The sequence below is a fragment of the Vibrio sp. Y10_XG_PY6 genome, assembly GCF_024181795.1.
In the GTDB taxonomy this organism is placed as follows: Bacteria; Pseudomonadota; Gammaproteobacteria; order Enterobacterales; family Vibrionaceae; genus Vibrio; species Vibrio diabolicus.
In genome coordinates, this window is record NZ_JAMZAQ010000002.1 from 678910 (window position 1) to 697893 (window position 18984).

The following is an 18984-nucleotide window of genomic DNA, read 5'->3' on the forward strand; positions in this document are numbered from 1 at the left end:
TTTTTGTTATGCCAAACTAAGTAAAGTGTCGTTATGTGGTCATTACGGCTTACTGAATTTAATTTAAATTAAAACAGTGGTTTATGTTTGTTTTATTATTGGTTGTTTCGAGCTTAATGTAATAGTTGGGTGACAAAGTCCGTCAATGAATTTGTCATATTCGTGTATGAGGTTATATGTTCTTTTAAAACAGAAAAATTAAACTTTACGTTTGAGATGGTAAATATAGGAAAAGAAATAATTAAATAATCATGTTTCCGAGGATATAAAATGTAAGGTACTTTTAATTAAACGAATGCTTGAATAAATTATGGAGTGTGAAAAAGTGCTATTTAAGCTACGCTGTCCTATATTCCAGGTAGCGTCTTGTTTATACAATGCGTTTTCTAGGCTTAAAACTGGTTTACGTACTGTTAATCCCTTATCAGTTTCTTAATTACACATATTGGCAATATGCTCGCCAAGTTACGTGTATTGGTGTCAATGAAAAACAGTATCTACGATAGTTCCCTCTGGGTTGGAACTCCCACTATGAATTTCTTTCATGTTCAATGTGAAGCAATACCAATATTACTCAACTCGTGAAGCAAGTATAAAAAAAGGACTGCTCTGGTGTTAGGCACTGCGACCGTCATTTTTAGAACGAACTGTTCGTCGTAAGTGCTGTTGAACCTAACGATTGGGAAAACCAAAAACAAAAATGTCCCCATGCACAGAGTTAGGAAAAGTCTGCTTTATCTAAGGAAATAGGATACCAACTCACGATGAATAACGATTTCACATTTGCTATCAAAAGCATTCGCTTTGATGAGAATTACCAACCATCAGACAACACGCGAATCACTACCAACTTTGCTAATCTGGCTCGCGGAAACTACCGCCGAGAGAATCTGCGCAATGCACTCCGAATGATCGACAATCGTTTTAACGCGTTGGCATATTGGGATAACGCGCAAGGTGACCGCTACTCAGTAGAGCTTGAAATCATCTCTGTTGATATGGGTATCCAAGGCAGTGGAGAAGCCTTCCCAACGATTGAAGTGCTCAAAACTAACATTGTTGACCACAACACTAACGAGCGCATCGAAGGCATTGTGGGTAACAACTTCTCTTCATACGTGCGTGATTACGACTTTAGTGTTTTGCTGTTGGACCACAACAAAAACCAGCCACAGTTCAGCATCCCAGCGAACTTTGGTGATTTGCATGGCAAACTGTTCAAAGCTTTCGTTAATTCTGAGTCTTATAAACAGCATTTCAAAAAGCTGCCTGTGATTTGTCTGAGCGTATCGGACAACAAGGTATACCGACGCACCGAAAACCAACATCCGGTTTTGGGCTTTGAATATCAGCCGAACGGATCTTCGTTGACGGAGCAGTACTTCAAAAAGATGGGCTTACAGGTGCGCTACTTTATGCCACCAAACAGTGTCGCACCATTGGCATTCTACTTCTTCGGTGACTTGTTGAACGACTATTCAAACCTAGAGCTTATCAGTACGATTAGCACGATGGAGACATTCCAGAAGATTTACCGACCTGAGATTTACAATGCCAACGCGGTTGCCGGTAATTGCTACCAGCCAAACCTAAAAAACCTAGACCACTCGCTAACTCAAATCGTTTACGACCGAGAGGAGCGCAGCCAACTGGCAGTTGAACAAGGGAAATTTGCCGAGGAGCATTTCATCAAACCTTATCAATCTGTGCTTGAACAATGGTCTGCAAACTACGCGTAAAAGATAACGAGAATCTAGAAAGGAATGACGATGAAAACATTATTACCGACTTCAACGGCTGGCAGCTTACCGAAACCTTCTTGGCTAGCGGAACCAGAAAAACTTTGGTCACCGTGGAAACTGCAAGATGAAGAACTGATTGATGGCAAACGCGATGCGCTACGTGTCGCTTTGCAAGAGCAAGAATTGGCAGGCGTTGATATCGTCAGTGATGGCGAGCAAACTCGCCAACATTTTGTGACGACCTTTATTGAGCATTTGAGCGGCGTAGATTTTGAAAACCGTAAAACGGTGACCATTCGCAACCGTTATGAAGCAAGTGTTCCGACGGTGGTTGGCCCAGTAAGCCGCACAAAGCCCGTGTTTGTTGAAGATGCAAAGTTCTTGCGTCAGCAAACTAAGCAACCAATCAAGTGGGCGCTGCCAGGCCCTATGACGATGATCGACACGCTTTATGATGATCATTACGGTAGCCGTGAAAAGCTGGCTTGGGAATTTGCAAAGATCCTCAATCAAGAAGCGAAAGAGCTTGAAGCGGCAGGTGTCGACATTATCCAATTTGATGAGCCTGCGTTCAATGTTTTCTTCGATGATGTGAACGAGTGGGGCATTGCATGTTTAGAGCGTGCGATTGAAGGGCTGAAATGTGAAACGGCGGTGCATATCTGCTATGGCTACGGCATCAAAGCGAACACGGATTGGAAGCAAACGCTAGGCACTGAATGGCGACAATACGAAGAAGTATTTCCGAAATTGCAGCAGTCTAATATCGATATTATCTCGCTCGAATGTCATAACTCACGAGTGCCTATTGAGTTGCTTGAGTTGATTCGCGGTAAGAAAGTGATGGTTGGTGCGATTGACGTTGCAACCAACGAAATTGAAACGCCAGAAGAAGTGGCGAACACACTGCGAGAGGCGTTGAAGTACGTTGATGCCGACAAGCTTTACCCATGTACCAACTGCGGTATGGCACCTTTGTCTCGTGAAGTATCAACCGCTAAGCTTAATGCGCTAAGTGCGGGAGCGGAGATCATTCGTAAAGAGTTGGTGGGTTGATATTAAGACTTGGGCTCGACACCATAAACTAAAGTTAGGGTCATTCCAGCGAGTTTAAACGAGACTAGGAATCTGATTACAGCTCGCTAGGAAATGGCGATAACCTTAGAACTTCACAGCACTCGGTGGGTAGATCCTGAATCACGCTCGTTCCTCGCTGTTCAGGATGACGGTTGTTGAGATATACGTTACTCATGTACACAACTATTTGGTTTGTATCCAAAGTTGGGTCATTCCAGCGAGTCTAAACGAGACTAGGAATCTACTAACAACTCACTGGAAAATGGCGATAACCTTAGAACTTCACAGCACTCGGTGGGTAGCTCCTGAATCACCTCGTCCCTCGTTGTTCAGGATGACGGATGTTGGAAGATACATCGCTCGCCACAAAGTCGGTATTTGAGCAGCCCCGAGATCGGGTCATTCCAGCGAGCCTAAGCGAGACTAGGAATCTGCTAACAACTCGCTGGGAGATGGCGATAAGCTAGGAACTTCAAAGCTCTCGGTGGGTAGATCCTGAATCACGCTCGTTCCTCGATGTTTAGGATGACCGTTTTAAATAAAAATGCCGCTCGCAGTAAAGTGAGCGGCATACATTTCCCGTTTCCAGCCTCTGCCAAGGCTTAATTCAACTCCACGTTCTTCATCTCAGGATGCTCTAGCAACATCACACGAATCCAGTGATGCACCACCCACATCACCATCGCGGTGAGCAGAACCGCGACGAAAATCGAGCTAAAACGGTACAAGATCGAAAAGAACGCGTCTTTTTGTTCTGGCACCAATGAGGTCGTCAGCGGAACCGATAGGGCAGACATGGCAGAAAACGCGATAGCCGCTTTAATTTGCCCCTTGGTGAGCCACAAGCAGAATGGCCCCATGGCAATGGTAAAGGCGAGCCAAAAGAGTAGCCCATGCCCATACCAACTGCCCAATATCAGCTGAACAGCCATCCCTGCGATGCAGCCTAGTGCGGTGCCGATGATGCGAATTTTTGCCATGGCGAGCGAGCCCGCTAAAGTCATTGGGGTTAGGATGATCAAAATGGAAGCTTGTGCGGATAGCGAGTCATATAAGTCTGCTACTTGGAATACGATAAATGCCGCCATCGCCACTACCCAACCCATGGCAACTTGGCTGATGTAGTCAATATCGCTTTTCACTGGGGTCGACATCTCAATGTGCTCGGCGGAGGATTTTGGCTCAGGGAACAACCAATACGCGAATGCGCAAACAAAAATATTGCTGAACGCCATCACCCACATGTTGACGTTGAACTCTTCAATATCCATGAAGTTATAGCTGGCAAAGTTCAACACAATTGATCCCACCAACAACCCCATGTAACCAAACAAATAGGTTTTCTGGTTCATCATTGCAATGCACTTAAACAGCATCATGATTCCAACGGCTACGGTCATTAATGTTGGATGAAACTGCAAGTATTCCAGTAAAAATGTGGCTTGTATGGTTGTCCACACCGCAGAGAAAAACACGATCAATAAAGCCGCTAGGTTAAAGTGGTCCATTCTGCCCAAAATAAACAGCGGCATCATGATGGCAAAAAATCCGTAAGACCAACCGAAGATCATGCTTAGCGCGAGCCCTAAAGAGCAGCCGAACCAAATTCGTAAGGTTTTCATTGTCGCCGCCTAGTAAATGAAGTGGAACCAGCTTGCTAGGTGAATCTGTGCTTGCGCCATCAACTGCCAGAAAATGCTGTTGTCTGGGTACAAAACAATGGTAGCGCGAGAGCCGACAAACAGTGCTGGTGGTAACTCTTCGCTGCTGGTTAGGTTCACTCGTGTACGCTGCGCATCACGTACCCAGCGGTTGTTCACTTCCACTTTGGTTAGTGCGCCATTAGGCGTTTGTTGTGCGGCTGCTACACCGTAATCGCGGCTAGCTAAATCAAAGTCGTACACCGAACCTGGATTGGCATCAAATGTGACCAAGGCGTGGAAAGTCTTGTCTACGTTCGCGACGGATTTTTCACGAAAATCAGCGGCTACCCAGAGTGATCCTGTTGGTACAAATGTCAGCAATGGCATGTTGGTGTTTGCCATCGTGCCAACTTCTAGTTGCAGGTTGGTCACGACACCATCACTGGGAGCGAGTACCGCGGTATTTGCCAAATCAAGTTGCGCCTTTTCGATCCCGTTTTTGGCAATTCGAACGGCGGTGCTTTGACCTTTTTGATCGCCTAATTGCGCCTCAATGACTTTTAAGTTTTGTCGTTCCGCTTTAAGCGCTGCGCGTGATACCTGATTTTGGGCAAAGGCATTATCGAGTGTCGATTGAGAGATGACTTTCTGCTTCGATAACGTCAGTAAGCGGTTGTACTCGCGGTGTGCATTATCAAATGTCGCTTGTGCGCGGGCAATATTGGCAAGAGCGGCTTCGCGTTGAGAATACAGCGTTGCTTCTTGTTCATAAGCGGATTGCAGAGACAGCTCCGCCTGTTCAAGCGCTATCTTGTATTTACGATCATCAATCGTAAATAACACATCGCCTTTTTGAACGGACTGGTTATTCTCGATGAGAACGTCGGTCACTTTACCAGATACCTCGGGCGCGACTTGGACAACGTATCCTTGCACTCGTCCTTCGGTCGTTAAGGGGGCGTGGCGGTCAGCAATGATAATGTACAAAAATAGTACGATGAACAGGACAATCAAAGTTCGCATCCAGTGTTTGAATTTTTGGTCAGCCGTCATTACAAGTTCCGTTAAACATATTGGATAGCGGATTATAGAGAAGTCACTCACAATTCAGTAGAATGAGAATACGAACATAAATGACCTAAAAATAGGACAATGAACGTTAGTTTTGATGATATTTATCTATTCACTCAGACGGTGGTTCACGGCGGTATAAGTGCAGCGGCAGAGGCGAATCAACTACAACGCTCAAAAGTGAGTCGTCGCCTGCAAGAATTAGAGAAATCACTCGGGGTACAGCTTTTGATCCGCACAACACGCAGCATTGAGTTGACGGAGCACGGGAAACGCTTGTTTGAGTTGGTGGGGCAGCCTATTGACCATATTCAGCAAGGTTTAAATGCCATGCATGAATATCAACAAGAGCTGACGGGCAAGGTGCGTTTAGCCATTCCTTCCGCATTGATGAGCTCTGCCGCGTTTAACGCGATCATCACCGAGTACACAACGCGGTATCCGGAGATTTCGGTCGAGATTGAAAACCATCAAGAGAGTGTCGATCTCAAGCGTCAATCGTTTGATTTGCAGCTTCTTCCGAGCGTGGTCAAAGTCACCGATGACAGCTATGTGCAGTTCAGTCTTTTGCCTTATCGTAGTCACTTTGTTGCGTCAAAAGCCTATCTAGAATCGCATCCGCCAGTAAAAACGGTGGAAGATCTTAAGCAGCATCGCCTTTTAACTAATCGTTACAATGCCGATTTGCTCGATTCAGATCTGCATGTGGCGTTGCGCTCGGACGACCTCAACTTGCTGCGCTCGATGGCGATAGCAGGAAACGGCATCGCGTTTATTCCTCAAATTCATTCCAAGCCTGCACTGAGAGACGGTTTGTTGGTCGAGGTGCTGCCTCAATTCGCGCATCCGAAGCAGCATCTTACTCTGATTTATCCCTCGGCCTTATTTCTGCCCAATAAAGTCAAAGCCTTGATTGAACTAATTCGAGAGAAATTTAAATAGTCAGTTCAAACCACTCTTACCTAAGGGCAAAGGTGTGAGCGAAGGTCATCTTTCTAGGTTTTATTGTTCTAACATGAAAGGATTCTGATACATTAACTGTTGTTCAACTTGTTGAGTATGGTTTGTGGTCGCACAAGATAGGAGATGGAAATGTTATCGAAAGGAAACACGGGCCTGATTGTGGTGGATGTTCAGGGCAAACTCGCTACATTAATGCATGAAAGCGACGCACTGATTGAAAATATCACAAAACTGGTAAAGGGCGCCAAAGCACTAGATTTGCCTATTCTGTGGCTAGAACAGAATCCTGAAAGGTTGGGCCCAACCGCGGAGCCGATTCGTGAAGTGCTTGAAAGCACGCATTTACCTATTACCAAGTACACGTTTGATGGTTGCAAAGAGGCGACGTTTAAGGTCGCGGTGGAGAACGCGAAAGTTGATACCTGGTTGGTTTGCGGTATTGAATCCCACATTTGCGTCTATCAAACCGCGGTTTCTCTGCGCCAGTCCGGTTATCGCGTTGAATTAGTCACGGATTGTGTATCTTCCCGAACCGCTGCCAATAAAGCGCTCGCTCTTGCGAAGTTAACCGCTAACGGTGTGGTGCTCACTGGGCTAGAAATGTGTTTGTATGAAATGGTCGAAGATTGCCGAGCACCTGAATTCAAAGAAATTCTGGCGCTCATCAAATAGTGTAATCACTGGAATCAACAACAACTTTATCTGAACACGCTATTCAAATTCTCGTTGATATCTTGGCAACATCGACTCGTTGCCAAGTAACCCGCCTTGGTGAATGTAAATCACCGTTTTATCTGTGTTCTCTTCCAACCAAGGGGTGAGGCATTGCCACATATACGGGTCGTATAACAGGTCAAATTCGAGGTCGGTTTGCTCAAAGAGTGCTTTCCATGTGATGTAATCTTCTTCGTACAAGCGGCCAAAATGGTGTTTGTTGCGCACGGTTAAAATGGTTGGGTGGCTGTTTTCACCGAGCTGGTTGAACTGTTCAGTTAAGTAATCTGCATCGCTTACGCAAGGGCAAGTTAGCACTTCTATGCCGTGTGGGCTTAAATGTTTATGAAGATATAAAGCGGTCGTGCCGGTGCCTGATGGCAGGGCGACCGTAAACTGCTCTTTACCTCTCAATCGCGTCCAATCAAGAATTTCTCGTGCTAACTGTTTGATGCCAGCTTCAGCGAGGTGGGAACGTCCACCTTCTGGAATAAGCAATGTCGACTCATCTAATCTTCGTACTTGGTGGATGTATTCACTAGGGTGGAGTTCGCTACCGATGTCTTGCATGGCGGTGATTTTCATACCCAAATCGAGAGCGCCGCGATAGTTTCCGATGGGGGAGCTTTTTAGCCAAGATGGAATGTGATGAACATAAAACTCAAATGCCCAACCTTTAATCTGGGCGAGAGCCGCTAGCGAGTACATGGCATTAGATTGAGCGGAGCCAAAGCTTATTAACGTGGTGATGTCGGGATTTTGCTCTTCCATTAACGTCATAAACTTACGTGCTTTGTTCCCAGAAAAGTGGGAGTGGAGCATGTCGTCACGTTTAAGGAAAAATTTGCGCCCATTAAAGCTATGTTGGGTGATAGGACTTTCTGAGAGTTTCATGTCGATGCTGACGGAATAAACCGTGTCACCTTTGCCATTTAAAAAGGGCGCGTAGTGTAACGCCATTAAACCAAGATAAAAAGTCTGGGTTTCAGGACTTCCATTTCGGTTATTCCTGATGTTTTGACTCGCACTCACCGGTGCTGTAATACCATTGCAATGGTTTCACTTCTATCCTTTGGTTGCTTTGATTCCATGGTATTCCATCCCATGACTCGCCTTTCTGCCTCTAGCCACGTACACTACTCCGCTTATTTCCATTCAATCAGAAGGCTTGGTTTTGCAGACTCTAGAACAATTAAAAACAGGACAATTAGTAGGAATTAAACAACTGAAGTTGGCGGAAGGGCTAACTGAGTTCCCTATGGAAATTTTAGAGCTTGCAGACTCACTTGAAGTGTTAGATTTATCCGGCAACGCACTGTCAGATTTGCCACAAGAACTGGAACAGCTGACCAAACTAAAAATCATCTTTGCGTCCAATAATCAGTTCACCCATTTACCAGAGGTATTGGGCAAGCTGCCAAACCTTGAGATGGTTGGGTTTAAAACCAACAAGATCAAAGTGGTGAGTGAAGCCTCACTACCAAGTCAGTTACGTTGGCTGATCCTGACCGACAACGAGATTGAAACGCTACCAAACAGTCTGGGTGAAAGGCCGCGCTTAAGAAAGCTTGCACTGGCGGGGAATCGCATCAAACGACTGCCAAGTAGCATGGAAAACTTAGTTAATTTGGAATTGGTTCGTCTCTCTGCGAACCAGCTAGAGCACTTTCCGGATGTGCTGATGAAGCTACCTAAATTGGCATGGTTTGCTTTTGCAGGTAATCCATTCTGCAAACACCCATCTTCGCTAGACAGTGTGCCGAAAGTGACCACAAACAGTTACTCGCTTAACCATGTTCTCGGCCAAGGGGCAAGTGGCGTGATTTCTCATGCTAACTGGACTGACGCTCAATACAACTTCCCGAGTGAAGTTGCGGTAAAAGTGTTCAAGGGCGAGGTCACCAGTGACGGTTACCCTCATGATGAACTTGAAGCGTGTTTGCAAGCTGGGCATCACAACAACTTAGTAAAATCCATCGCGCAAGTGGATGACGGTAAAGAGCTTGCGTTGGTGATGGAGCTGATTCCAAACAATTACTACAACTTAGGTTTGCCACCAACGTTGGAAACCTGCACCCGAGATACGTTCCCACAAGGGTTTACGCTGACAGTCGAGCAAGTGAATTCTATTGTTGAGCAGATGGTGGACGTATTTAATCACCTACACGACAACAAGGTGTGTCATGGTGATTTGTATGCGCACAATACGTTGGTGAACGAGCAAGGGGAGATGATCTTCGGTGACTTTGGCGCGGCGAGCATTTACGGCTATTTATTGGACGAGCAGCAAGCTGCGATCAGAGCCATTGAATCCAGAGCGTTGAAGTACTTTATCGAAGATGTGTTTTCTGTGTGCGAAGCGTCGGAATCGGCATCGCAAGCATTCGAACGACTAGTTGCGCTTGCGGCATAAGATTTCATTCAATCGAATCAGAAAGAGGTATCGAACTGCCCGTTTTGATACTGAGCAAATGAGATACCTCTTGATTGAATCTAGTGCCGAGGAAGTTGCTCTGAGCAAGCCTCATGATGCTCTGACGAAAGGTCAATCACTGCCTCACATCCACCCTCAGGATGTGTATCAATAGTGAATTGCCAGCCATAGCGTCGGCATAAGTCGTCCACAATCATGAGTCCCAAACCATGGCCTTCGGCATCTGGCACGGAAGAGAAGCCTTCACCTTCATCTCTCACCGACAGTGTGGTATCGGTCATGGTGATATGAATCGTTCCCGCTGACGTGGCTGCAATGCCGTTGCGAATTAAGTTACTCAACGTAATGTTAAGCACTGCAGTGGTCGCTTTGGTTTGCGGATGGCCCAATATCTGTACATTAAATTCCAACGACTTTTCATCGGCTTGCGCTTGGCTAAGAGCAACGATGTTGTGAAGCTCTTGCTTTGAGATGGTTCGAACGGGGCTGTCGTCTGTGTTGCGTTCATATCGCACCAAACCCAACAAAGCATCAACCATGGTCGACATCTGCTGAGTAGCATCTTGAATACGGCCAATCTGACGTTCTTGAAATGACGTACTTGGGCTTCTGGCTAGCAAGCTGCTTGAACCTTTCATCACTGTGAGCGGAGTTCTCAGTTCATGACTGGCATATCGTGCAAAAGCTTGTTCACGTTTAATCACTTGATTGATTTGATGTCGATATTCATTAAGCTGATTTGCGAGCGTTTGGAATTCATTTGCAGAGCCTTCAGGAACAAAAAATTTTTGTGTGGTGTCACCTTGATGGCGGTCCAGTTGCGTTTTAAGGGCACTAACAGGTTCAATGAGACGCAGAGAAAGTCTCGATAATAGGCTGCCAAAAATCAAAAGTAACCCGATGACAACCGCAAGCACCATAACGAGAACAAACATGAACTCGTTAGATGTAATTTCTATCTCATCAATCAGAGAGATCAGAATAATAGGATGTTCCTCTCCATCTTGCGTGTAGGTGCTCATGTAAATCATGCGAGTGTCTGGTTCGTCAGCAACTTCAGCGAGAAAATATTTTTTATTTTGAATAAAGGGTTGATAGAGCTCAGGAACGAGATTGATGTCGTTGTATGCCGTTGTCAGTAAATCGAGTTTGATGATTCCGCTATCAGGATGGTTTCGAAAGTGCTCAATCGCCTCTTTTTTATCGATCATAATGCGTCGTTCACCGACGCGATCTTCCGACCATAATAGCGCTCCGCTAACCAATGCGAAGCATAGCAAGCCAATCACAACCGACACTAGAAGGAAGAAGAGTTCAAGGCGTCCGGTTAAGCTTTGTGTATTGTTAAATAAGCGGCGAATCATGCCCCGGGCTCCAATCGGAAGCCGACTTTTGGAATAGTTTTCAAAACGTGCTCTTTGAATGGTTTGTCGAGCTGCCCACGCAATTGATAAATATGGCTACGCAACACATCGTTATTTGGCTCATCTTCTTGCCATAATCGGAAAGCAATCTCCTCACGTGTGACCACTTCTGGCGCGTTTTTCACCAGCATTTCTAGAATCGTGTACGTGGTTGGATTCAACGCCAACAGCTTATCTTGACGGTAGGCTTGATGCGTTTTTTGATCGATAGACACTTCGCCATACTGGAGTTTGGTTGATGCAACCGTACCGCGGTAGCGTTTAATCAATGCAGTCATGCGTGCTTCAAGAATATCGAGATCAAACGGTTTGGTGAGGTAGTCGTCGGCGCCGTGTTGGAAGCCTTTGAGCATGTCGTCTCGGCTATCAAGTGCTGTCAGCATCAACACCGGAGTGTTATTACCTGCATCGCGTAGCTTGTTGCACAGTGTTAGGCCATCCATGCGCGGCAGCATGAGGTCGAGCAAAATGATGTCAAACGCATTATCCATCGCCAGTTTTAAGCCTAGCTCACCGTTGTCGGCATAATCCAGCTGCATGCCAGCACACTCAAAATAATCAAACAACATTCCCGCTATTTCACGATTATCTTCTACCAAAAGTACACGCTTCATTTATTCTTATCCAATCTCGATAAATTCGAATGTTGATCTTAACGAACATTATTCACTATAGGTGTGAAAAAGTTGTCGACGATGATTTTCTCACCTTTGTGTCGGTTTTCAATGTCTAGCTTGAATACCGTCTTATTATCCAAGTAAATCTACGATCTTTTGTTCATATCTATCAATTTCTCTTGATGTATAAATAGGGTAGATTGTTTGATTCTGTTAACTCTATATAAAACATGAAGATACTAAATTATTTATGTGACCTTGAGCACATTGTTAGTAATTACTGATTTTTACTGACTCACTCATAGAAAAAGTTCTTACTTCTCTTAAGTCCCTTTTTTAATTATGGCTATTGCTTTTAAATACAAACGCTTAGATTCTCCTTTTTGAGATAATTCAATTAAATCAATGGCTTCATGTATAAGCGAAAATCTGCATTATTTTATTTTTATTAATAAAACTACATTTTCTGTTCTTGCTCTGTTCATAAATGAAAGCCTTCCATTAACTTTACTTGTTTAAAATCCATGATCCTTCCAATGCTTAATGCCAGATAAAAATCAATTTGTGAGGCGATCATGTTTAACAGTATACGCACTCGAATTGCTGTCAGTGCGGGTGGGGCAATGGCCTTCACTCTATTGATTGCAATGGGTATGACAACCAATGCGTTCACGCAAGTGAATGAACAAATCACTACAAAAGTAAAATCTCAACTGACCGAAGCCACCACGACCGACTTGAGCAATACGGCGATTCAGCAAGGGCTGAATATTTCCAACCAGTTAGAGCCAGTGTTGGCGAACTTAAAGCAAGCGCGTTCAATTATCGAATTAAGCGCAGAGACGGCCGCAACGCCAGACATTATTGTTAAACAGTTTATTGCGTCGCTAGAAGCTCAGAACAAAGCTGTGTTTGCTGGTTACATGGTATGGGAAAAGCCATCGTGGGTTGAGCCAACGATTCAAGACAAAAGCCTTGGCTTTAATAGCGAAGGCTACTTAGCGCCATTCTTTTCGCCAAATTCGCACAACAGTTTTGATGTCGTGGCGATGGATAGCTTTAGCAATACTGAATTAAACAACAACGGTGAGCGTAAAGACGATTGGCACTTGATGCCTTACGAAACGGGCAAAACGTTCGTGATGGAACCGTACATGTATCCGGTTCGCGGCAAACAAGAACTGATCACGACCATCAGCCAACCAATCAAGTTACGTGGCGAGATCATCGGCTCTCTCGGTTTTGATTTGTCATTGAACGAGTTACAAAGCCAAAGTGAAGATTACGCGAGCGACTTGTTTGATGGACAAGGCCGAATTCTGATTTCTTCGTGGAAAGGCATCACACTGGCGAACAGCAGCCAAGCGGATCAAGTGGGCAAGAAAGTTTCTCATGAGTTGGCGTCTCAATGGGCTCGTATTCAATCCATTGCGAAACAAAAAGGCGCAGGCCTTGTGACGTTTGGCGGGGATGAGTATGCGATTACTGCAATTGAAACCAGCGATGCACCTTGGATCGTTATGGTGTCGGTTCCCAGTAGCTTCCTTAAAAAGAACGTGGATGACTACGAGCGATGGAGTGAAGAACAAAGTGCAGAAGCTCTTGAAAAGGGAGTGTGGGCAGGGATTATTGCGGCTCTGATTGGTATTGTTGCGATGACGATGATCGCGACCTCGTTGGGCAAAGTGTTAACTAACTTAGTGGAGCGTTTTAAAGACGCAGCACAAGGCGAGGGCGACCTAACTTACCGCATTGAGGTGAAAGGTAAGGACGAAACCGCCCAACTGGCGCACTGGTTTAATACCTTCCTCGCTCGCATTCAGGAAATGCTTTTAACCGTAATGGCGACGGCAGACCAAGTTGATAAAAACGCAAGTGAAGGCCAAGCTCGCGCGGCGGCTTCGAGAGATCAACTGAACGTTCAAGTGAACGAAGTCAACTCGCTAGCAACGGCGATTAATGAGATGAGCGCAACCGCACAAGAAGTGGCAAATTCTGCGGTACAAGCAGCAGCGGCGGCAAGCCAAGTTCAAAGCAATAGCGCGAATGGCATGTCGCGTATGGACAATGCTGCAAGCGCAGTGGATAACCTCGCTTCGCAAGTGAATGATGCACAGCACCAGACGCAGAATTTGGTGGCTTCAAGCACGGCGATTCAGGGGATTCTGAGTGAGATTGGTGGCATTGCCGATCAAACCAACTTGTTGGCTCTGAACGCTGCGATTGAAGCTGCGCGTGCTGGTGAAGCGGGTCGTGGTTTTGCTGTGGTAGCCGATGAAGTCCGCAACCTTGCAACGCGCACACAAGGCTCGACAGAAGAAATTCGTGCAATGTTGGCTCGTTTGGAGCAAGAAACGCAATCAATCGTCCTGTTAATGGAGCAAAGCCAGAAGCAAGCGGTGGATACTAAAGAAGAAACACAAGCAGCGCAGTTGGCGTTGGCCGAAATCAACCAAGCTATTGAAGTGATTAATGATATGAATAATCAGATCGCTTCAGCGGCAGAAGAGCAAAGCTCGGTGTCAGAAGAGATCAACCGTAATGTGGTTGTGATTAATGATACGGCGATGGAAGTGATGGATACCATGTCATCTTCTGTAGCGATCAGCAATGAACTGACGGCAAAAGCGAGTGATCTTCACGGTGAGTTGAGCAAATTCAAGTTGTCTTAATCAAGTAAGTGAGAGAGTTTAACCCAACTTAAAACGTTTACTTCTCACAAAACAAAAGGCTCCAGAGTTACCTCTGGAGCCTTTTTTAATGCTTGCTGCAAACTATGAAGCGGGACTTGCTGGCTGTTCACCAGCCGCTTTTAAGCGTTCGATTTCCGATTCGGTTTGCCACTTGCCGTTGTAAAGGTATTCACGCTCAGGAAGCGGGGCTTTTGAAGCCCTTAAATCAAATACCTCATCGGTTTGATATTCTCTACTACAAACCGGAATACTAAAGAGCCTTGATTCTGGCTTTGCTTCAAACAACTTTTTATGGTCATCGATCTCGGTACAATTCAGTTTGTAGACCTTTGACAGTTGCGCGACCATGGATTCTAAATCCGCTTCAGTTTTAAAGAAAACATAACAATCGAATCGATCTTGTGAGCGAAAGATAGTCTTATGAGCAGTATCTCGATATCTGCATATGTCATGCTTAAAATAGAACTGGATCACTTTCCTTTTCTTGTTGTAGTCCGCAAAAAGCCAATCTTCTCGTTCGCCCACTTTAACTTCTGTTCGTTCATCAGGCTGGCGTTTTAACATACCAAATGAAAGCAAAATGAATGCACCTGCTCCAGCTAATGCCATCGGACCAACCAGTGCTACCATAATCACACACACCACTGCACCTATCCAGCCAACAGCTTGCGTAGCGGTATTTACCCATTTAGGCATATTGCGACGCTTTTTCATCACAAAGCCTTTGCTAGAAAAAATATAGTCATAGCGATAATCGAGGCCAAACAAAAGGTAGCTGAGTCCGTACCCCATTATTAGTACACCAACAGCAACATACCCCATCAGAGGGTCTTGGCCTAAGGTATACCAAAACAAGAAAAGAACCACTGACATGATGGCAATTGGAACTAAGCTGTCAAGTATATATGCAAAACGATTCGCTTCCTCGATATCATATTTACGCCATGTTGTTAAATTGTCTCCTGAGAGGATCTCTTGCTCTTGCGCCTCTTGATAAACCGCCAACTCTTCTGGGGTGATATAAAATGGTGAATATGCCAAGGGTTACTCCTGAAAACCTAATGTACCAACAGCGGGTGTGAGTGATTTTTTAATGATGTTTTGTTTGGTATTGTCTGAAATCACGCTATGAGTTGCACTCTGTTTTACGCTGTTTTGGAACCAATACTCACGCTTTGATGGGGCATCATCTTCCATATCATACGCTACTTGCATGGCAAGGTATTGATCGGTCTCTTTAATCGGCAACGTTACCTTATACACCAGTAACTCTTTGCTAGCTTGGCTCTGCGTTTCTAGCGTGACTAAATCTGCGTTTTGATGCCAAGAACCTGACGTCAAATCATCTTCTGTTGCCTTGGTGTTGGTACGCACTGTAACACCATTCGTTGCAGCACGACGTGGCAGCTGAATATGCACTTCCAAGCCAACTAACTCACGATGTGTATAGCCTGGATAAGCCTGAATTTTTTCAATCGGCTGATGGTATACCGTTGGCTGTTGAATAATAGATTGTAAGTCAAACAGTGCTTGCTGCACCAATGCTGAATTGTGCTTCTCTCTTTCGGGCAAACTTACAGATTGGCTCCACTGAGTACGACTCGGGTGATAACCCCAAGGCAGTTTATCTAACCATTTTTGGAAGTCATCTTGTTTCAGTTTGTTGAGTTTATAATTGATGGCTAGGTATGCTAACGTGAGAACAGCTAAAACTGCGGTAACAGGTCCACCAAAGGTTAAGTTTAGTGTTAATTTCCCTGTGAATCCTCCGTACGCTTGGATTATACCGACTATCGACATACCGGTTAATGCAGCAGCATTTGCTACATGCAGATATTTTTCTTGACCATAAGCGTCATCAGCACTCTGCCAAGAACGATATGCCTCAATACCCGCAGCCAACGCTCCTAAAGCCCCAGTAATCGCGAGCCATTTATTAAATACTTTTAAGTCATCAAGAATCAGGTTTTCAAAGCCTTTTGTATTTCGTTCTACTAACTTTTTAAGAGTTTTTAGCGAGTGCTCTCTGAGTTCGTCATTTCCCTTAACTTTATCCCATAACTTCCCTGTTCGAATGCCCGTCCAAGCACCGGCCGTGTAAAACAGCTTTTGTTGAATATCTAAGAAATCATCTTGGGTAATGAGCCCAGTTTTTTGAATACTGTTCATTGCATCAGCAAGTGCGAGGCAGTTAAAAATCAGAGCTAAGAAGCCCAAACCGCCTACATCTTCAAACCGTTTCTTGAGGTTGTTTAATCGGTTATCCCATATGTCTTTACGCATTCGAATTGTTGCCTCAAGTACGTCATCTGGAAGTTCTATGTACTGAGGGTATTCCAACGTCGCAACGGCCAAGCTTTTTTGAAGGTGCCGCTGTTGCTGGAGAACCTTCTTATACTCCGTGTTTGATATAGTTTTATCACCCTTGTTGAAGGCTGCTAACACTTCCTTGTTTTGGTTCGATGCGATGAGTTTTTTATCATGATTGGATTTCCAAGAACCAAAATTTTGTGCGTAGCCTTTGTTGATATTGATTGGAGTGTCTATCGACAAACGTTCTACAACGGCAGCTCTTAGGTAAAAACTTGTTCGGGTGAGCGGTTTTGACAATAGAGATATCATTAAGATAGACGCTTGGGCTGTTAGGCTAACGCCAACCTCTATTACCCCCTTGAGTAAAGCGCTGTTCGTCGCTTTGAATATGGTATCTAGCCCATCGAATCCTTTTGCTATATCTCTTAAAAACTCGGTTTCTGCAGTATTTGGGTTAGAAATAAAGTCCATTACTTTTGCATACATACCCACACGGTTACTTGCTGCCGAAACGTAGTCCATAAATTGTTTGTCTGAGCTTTCAGTGTCTGGAACAATTTTGGCGACGTCTACTTCACCTACCTGATTTGAAACTTGTTCAGGAATTAACTTCTCCACTTGTTTAAAGAGGCTACGACTAAACCCGGAAGTGTAGAGTGCGAGTAAGCTGGTTGGTTTCTCCCATTGGCTTTCTGCCCATTGGCGGTCTTCTTCTTGCACCACCAAAGTAAATGACTCAACGGCTTGTTTATGGAGTTGGTACAAGCTGTACTGCGTGTCTTCGCTGTATAGGTCGAAGGTTCTCTCGAGATGATGCGGCGTCAAAGATTCCATTACAGCAATAAAGTCCCTTTTTACCGAGACAACTTGGGCTAGCATGGTTTCTTTTTGTTCTGACAGCTTTTGCATTTCGCTCAGCATTTGCTTCCAGTTGAGCTGCTTGCGCCAGCGCTCAGTCGCTATCCATTGTTCGTATTTACCAAATCGGCTCGCAGAAATTCGATATTTGTCCTGTATTGCTTTGGCAATGTCACTTTGGGTATGTTGGTGTGATTCAATCGCTCCAGCGGAAAATTTGGCAGGATAGCCGGACTGGACTGAGCTTTTGTTCTGCTCTGCCAAATCGAGTTGACTCGAGGAGTCATAATATTCTGCCATGTCGGTATAAAACGACAGCTCTTCACTGTTACGCTTAACGCTAGCTGGCATGTCTATCTCGTCACTTGCCCCGAACATGCACAATTGCATGGCGGTCTGCATCAAGTTCCACTGGTTTGAAAACTGGTCAGTGAAAAGACGGTAAGGGCTTGCAGCACCAACAAAATGCAGAGACATATCTTGAATGTCTGCGGCGTAATCTTTTATCGCGACGAAGTAGCCCGACTCTTCTTCTGGAATCGCAGAGGTTAAGTCACTCTCGGCAGCGACAGGTTTAAAGGTAGAACCATCTTCGTCAGCTTTGGTAGCGATGCCAGAATCTGCAAAACGCCCATCATCAACGGCAGAAGATTCAATATCAGCCACTTGAGTTAACTTATCGATTGGTGCAATGTTGTGCTGATTCTCGTTTGCAGACAGAACAACAGTCTGCATGCGATCGATATGATTACTTGGATTGTTAAGGACGCGCATGAACATGTTCCATGTCCAACGGTGTTCAGAGTAACAAATCGACAGCACGCTCCCATCTTCGTAAGTAAGAAAAGGTTTTGCCCCTTCTGGTGTCCCACGCTGTTCGGATTCTGGGCTTTCCGACTCTCCCAGCTTGTAGAGCGTGAATTGCGTTCCTTTGATTTCGTATTCGTCTAGGCTTTTATTGATTGCATCATAGACATACAACCAACCATCACGAAGCTGACGCAGGGTGTAGCCAACGGTATTGAGTTTGGCTGGGCCTTGGCCTTTCCATTCTTCAGGCAAACCAAAAGGTTGTGTCTCTTCTGTTTCTAGCTGATCGATAGCGTAGCGAACAGGGATGAAATGTGCCGGTAAAGCCTCTGTTGGTTCTTTCTCGTTTTTTAAATTGAGAGGCTCTGGTTCAGACGGCGGTGGCGGATCGATTTTTTTTGTTTCTCCCTCCCAAAACATACTGCGCTCTGGGGGTGAGCCAGCAAGATCATCGGATTCCGTGGTTGGAACGATATTCAGCGATTTCAGCGTACCATCGCTTTCAAATGCCTGAACGGCCTCCTCATAGGTATAGCTGTTGTCGTGCCAGAACATCGAAGTTTTTGGAGGAAGTGGATTACTCATCGTTAGCCCATGTTTAAGAGTTTTACTCTATTACGCAAAT

General features: G+C 45.0%; 13 protein-coding genes. 6 read left to right on the forward strand and 7 right to left on the reverse strand.

The features are described from left to right. Nucleotides 1–764: 764 nt before the first annotated feature. Nucleotides 765–1739, forward strand: coding sequence for a DUF1852 domain-containing protein (locus NL644_RS11450; protein ID WP_114323254.1), 975 nt, complete (start codon nt 765–767; stop codon nt 1737–1739). Between the two features lie 30 nt (nt 1740–1769). Then, nucleotides 1770–2798 carry a methionine synthase gene (locus tag NL644_RS11455; RefSeq protein ID WP_005392823.1) on the forward strand — a complete coding sequence of 343 codons (1029 nt, stop codon included), beginning with the start codon at nt 1770–1772 and terminating at the stop codon, nt 2796–2798. Between the two features lie 623 nt (nt 2799–3421). Here NL644_RS11455 and NL644_RS11460 read toward each other — a convergent pair. After that, nucleotides 3422–4441, reverse strand: coding sequence for a DUF2955 domain-containing protein (locus tag NL644_RS11460; protein ID WP_005392824.1), 1020 nt, complete (start codon nt 4439–4441; stop codon nt 3422–3424). 9 nt (nt 4442–4450) lie between these two features. Further along, nucleotides 4451–5515, reverse strand: coding sequence for an HlyD family secretion protein (locus NL644_RS11465; RefSeq protein WP_005392825.1), 1065 nt, complete (start codon nt 5513–5515; stop codon nt 4451–4453). A gap of 99 nt (nt 5516–5614) precedes the next feature. Here NL644_RS11465 and NL644_RS11470 point away from each other — a divergent pair, with 99 nt between their 5' ends. Together NL644_RS11470 and NL644_RS11475 are read left to right on the forward strand one after the other, a co-directional pair. Continuing rightward, complete coding sequence (locus NL644_RS11470; protein WP_005376746.1) at nt 5615–6475, forward strand: LysR family transcriptional regulator; 861 nt, start codon at nt 5615–5617, stop codon at nt 6473–6475. Between the two features lie 150 nt (nt 6476–6625). Then, nucleotides 6626–7168, forward strand: a complete 543-nt coding sequence (locus NL644_RS11475) for a hydrolase (RefSeq protein ID WP_005457944.1) — start codon at nt 6626–6628, stop codon at nt 7166–7168. Nucleotides 7169–7207: 39 nt separating this feature from the next. Here the strand turns inward: NL644_RS11475 and NL644_RS11480 are convergent, their stop codons facing one another. Next, entirely contained in the window at nt 7208–8104 is an 897-nt protein-coding gene (locus NL644_RS11480; protein WP_140251604.1) for a 1-aminocyclopropane-1-carboxylate deaminase/D-cysteine desulfhydrase, read from the reverse strand. Nucleotides 8105–8384: 280 nt separating this feature from the next. On the opposite strand from NL644_RS11480, the gene NL644_RS11485 reads away from it, so the two are divergent. Then, the gene (locus tag NL644_RS11485; RefSeq protein ID WP_181869510.1) at nt 8385–9623 is read left to right on the forward strand and encodes a leucine-rich repeat-containing protein kinase family protein; all 1239 of its coding nucleotides are present in this window, start codon (nt 8385–8387) and stop codon (nt 9621–9623) included. Nucleotides 9624–9703: 80 nt separating this feature from the next. Here NL644_RS11485 and NL644_RS11490 read toward each other — a convergent pair whose 3' ends face one another. Both NL644_RS11490 and NL644_RS11495 read right to left on the reverse strand, forming a co-directional pair. Next, the gene (locus NL644_RS11490; protein ID WP_114323251.1) at nt 9704–11008 is read right to left on the reverse strand and encodes a HAMP domain-containing sensor histidine kinase; all 1305 of its coding nucleotides are present in this window, start codon (nt 11006–11008) and stop codon (nt 9704–9706) included. Beyond that, nucleotides 11005–11682: a response regulator transcription factor gene (locus NL644_RS11495; RefSeq protein WP_048625732.1), complete on the reverse strand. Its 678-nt coding sequence runs from the start codon at nt 11680–11682 to the stop codon at nt 11005–11007. The genes NL644_RS11490 and NL644_RS11495 overlap by 4 nt, the downstream gene beginning before the upstream one ends. Nucleotides 11683–12260: 578 nt before the next feature. On the opposite strand from NL644_RS11495, the gene NL644_RS11500 reads away from it, so the two are divergent. Then, nucleotides 12261–14357 (forward strand): methyl-accepting chemotaxis protein, encoded by a 2097-nt coding sequence (locus NL644_RS11500; protein WP_114323250.1) that lies wholly within the window; start codon nt 12261–12263, stop codon nt 14355–14357. A gap of 102 nt (nt 14358–14459) precedes the next feature. Here the strand turns inward: NL644_RS11500 and NL644_RS11505 are convergent, their stop codons facing one another. Both NL644_RS11505 and NL644_RS11510 read right to left on the reverse strand, forming a co-directional pair. After that, the gene (locus NL644_RS11505; RefSeq protein WP_253658412.1) at nt 14460–15419 is read right to left on the reverse strand and encodes a hypothetical protein; all 960 of its coding nucleotides are present in this window, start codon (nt 15417–15419) and stop codon (nt 14460–14462) included. A gap of 3 nt (nt 15420–15422) precedes the next feature. After that, nucleotides 15423–18944 carry a T6SS effector BTH_I2691 family protein gene (locus NL644_RS11510; protein ID WP_114323248.1) on the reverse strand — a complete coding sequence of 1174 codons (3522 nt, stop codon included), beginning with the start codon at nt 18942–18944 and terminating at the stop codon, nt 15423–15425. Nucleotides 18945–18984: the final 40 nt, after the last annotated feature.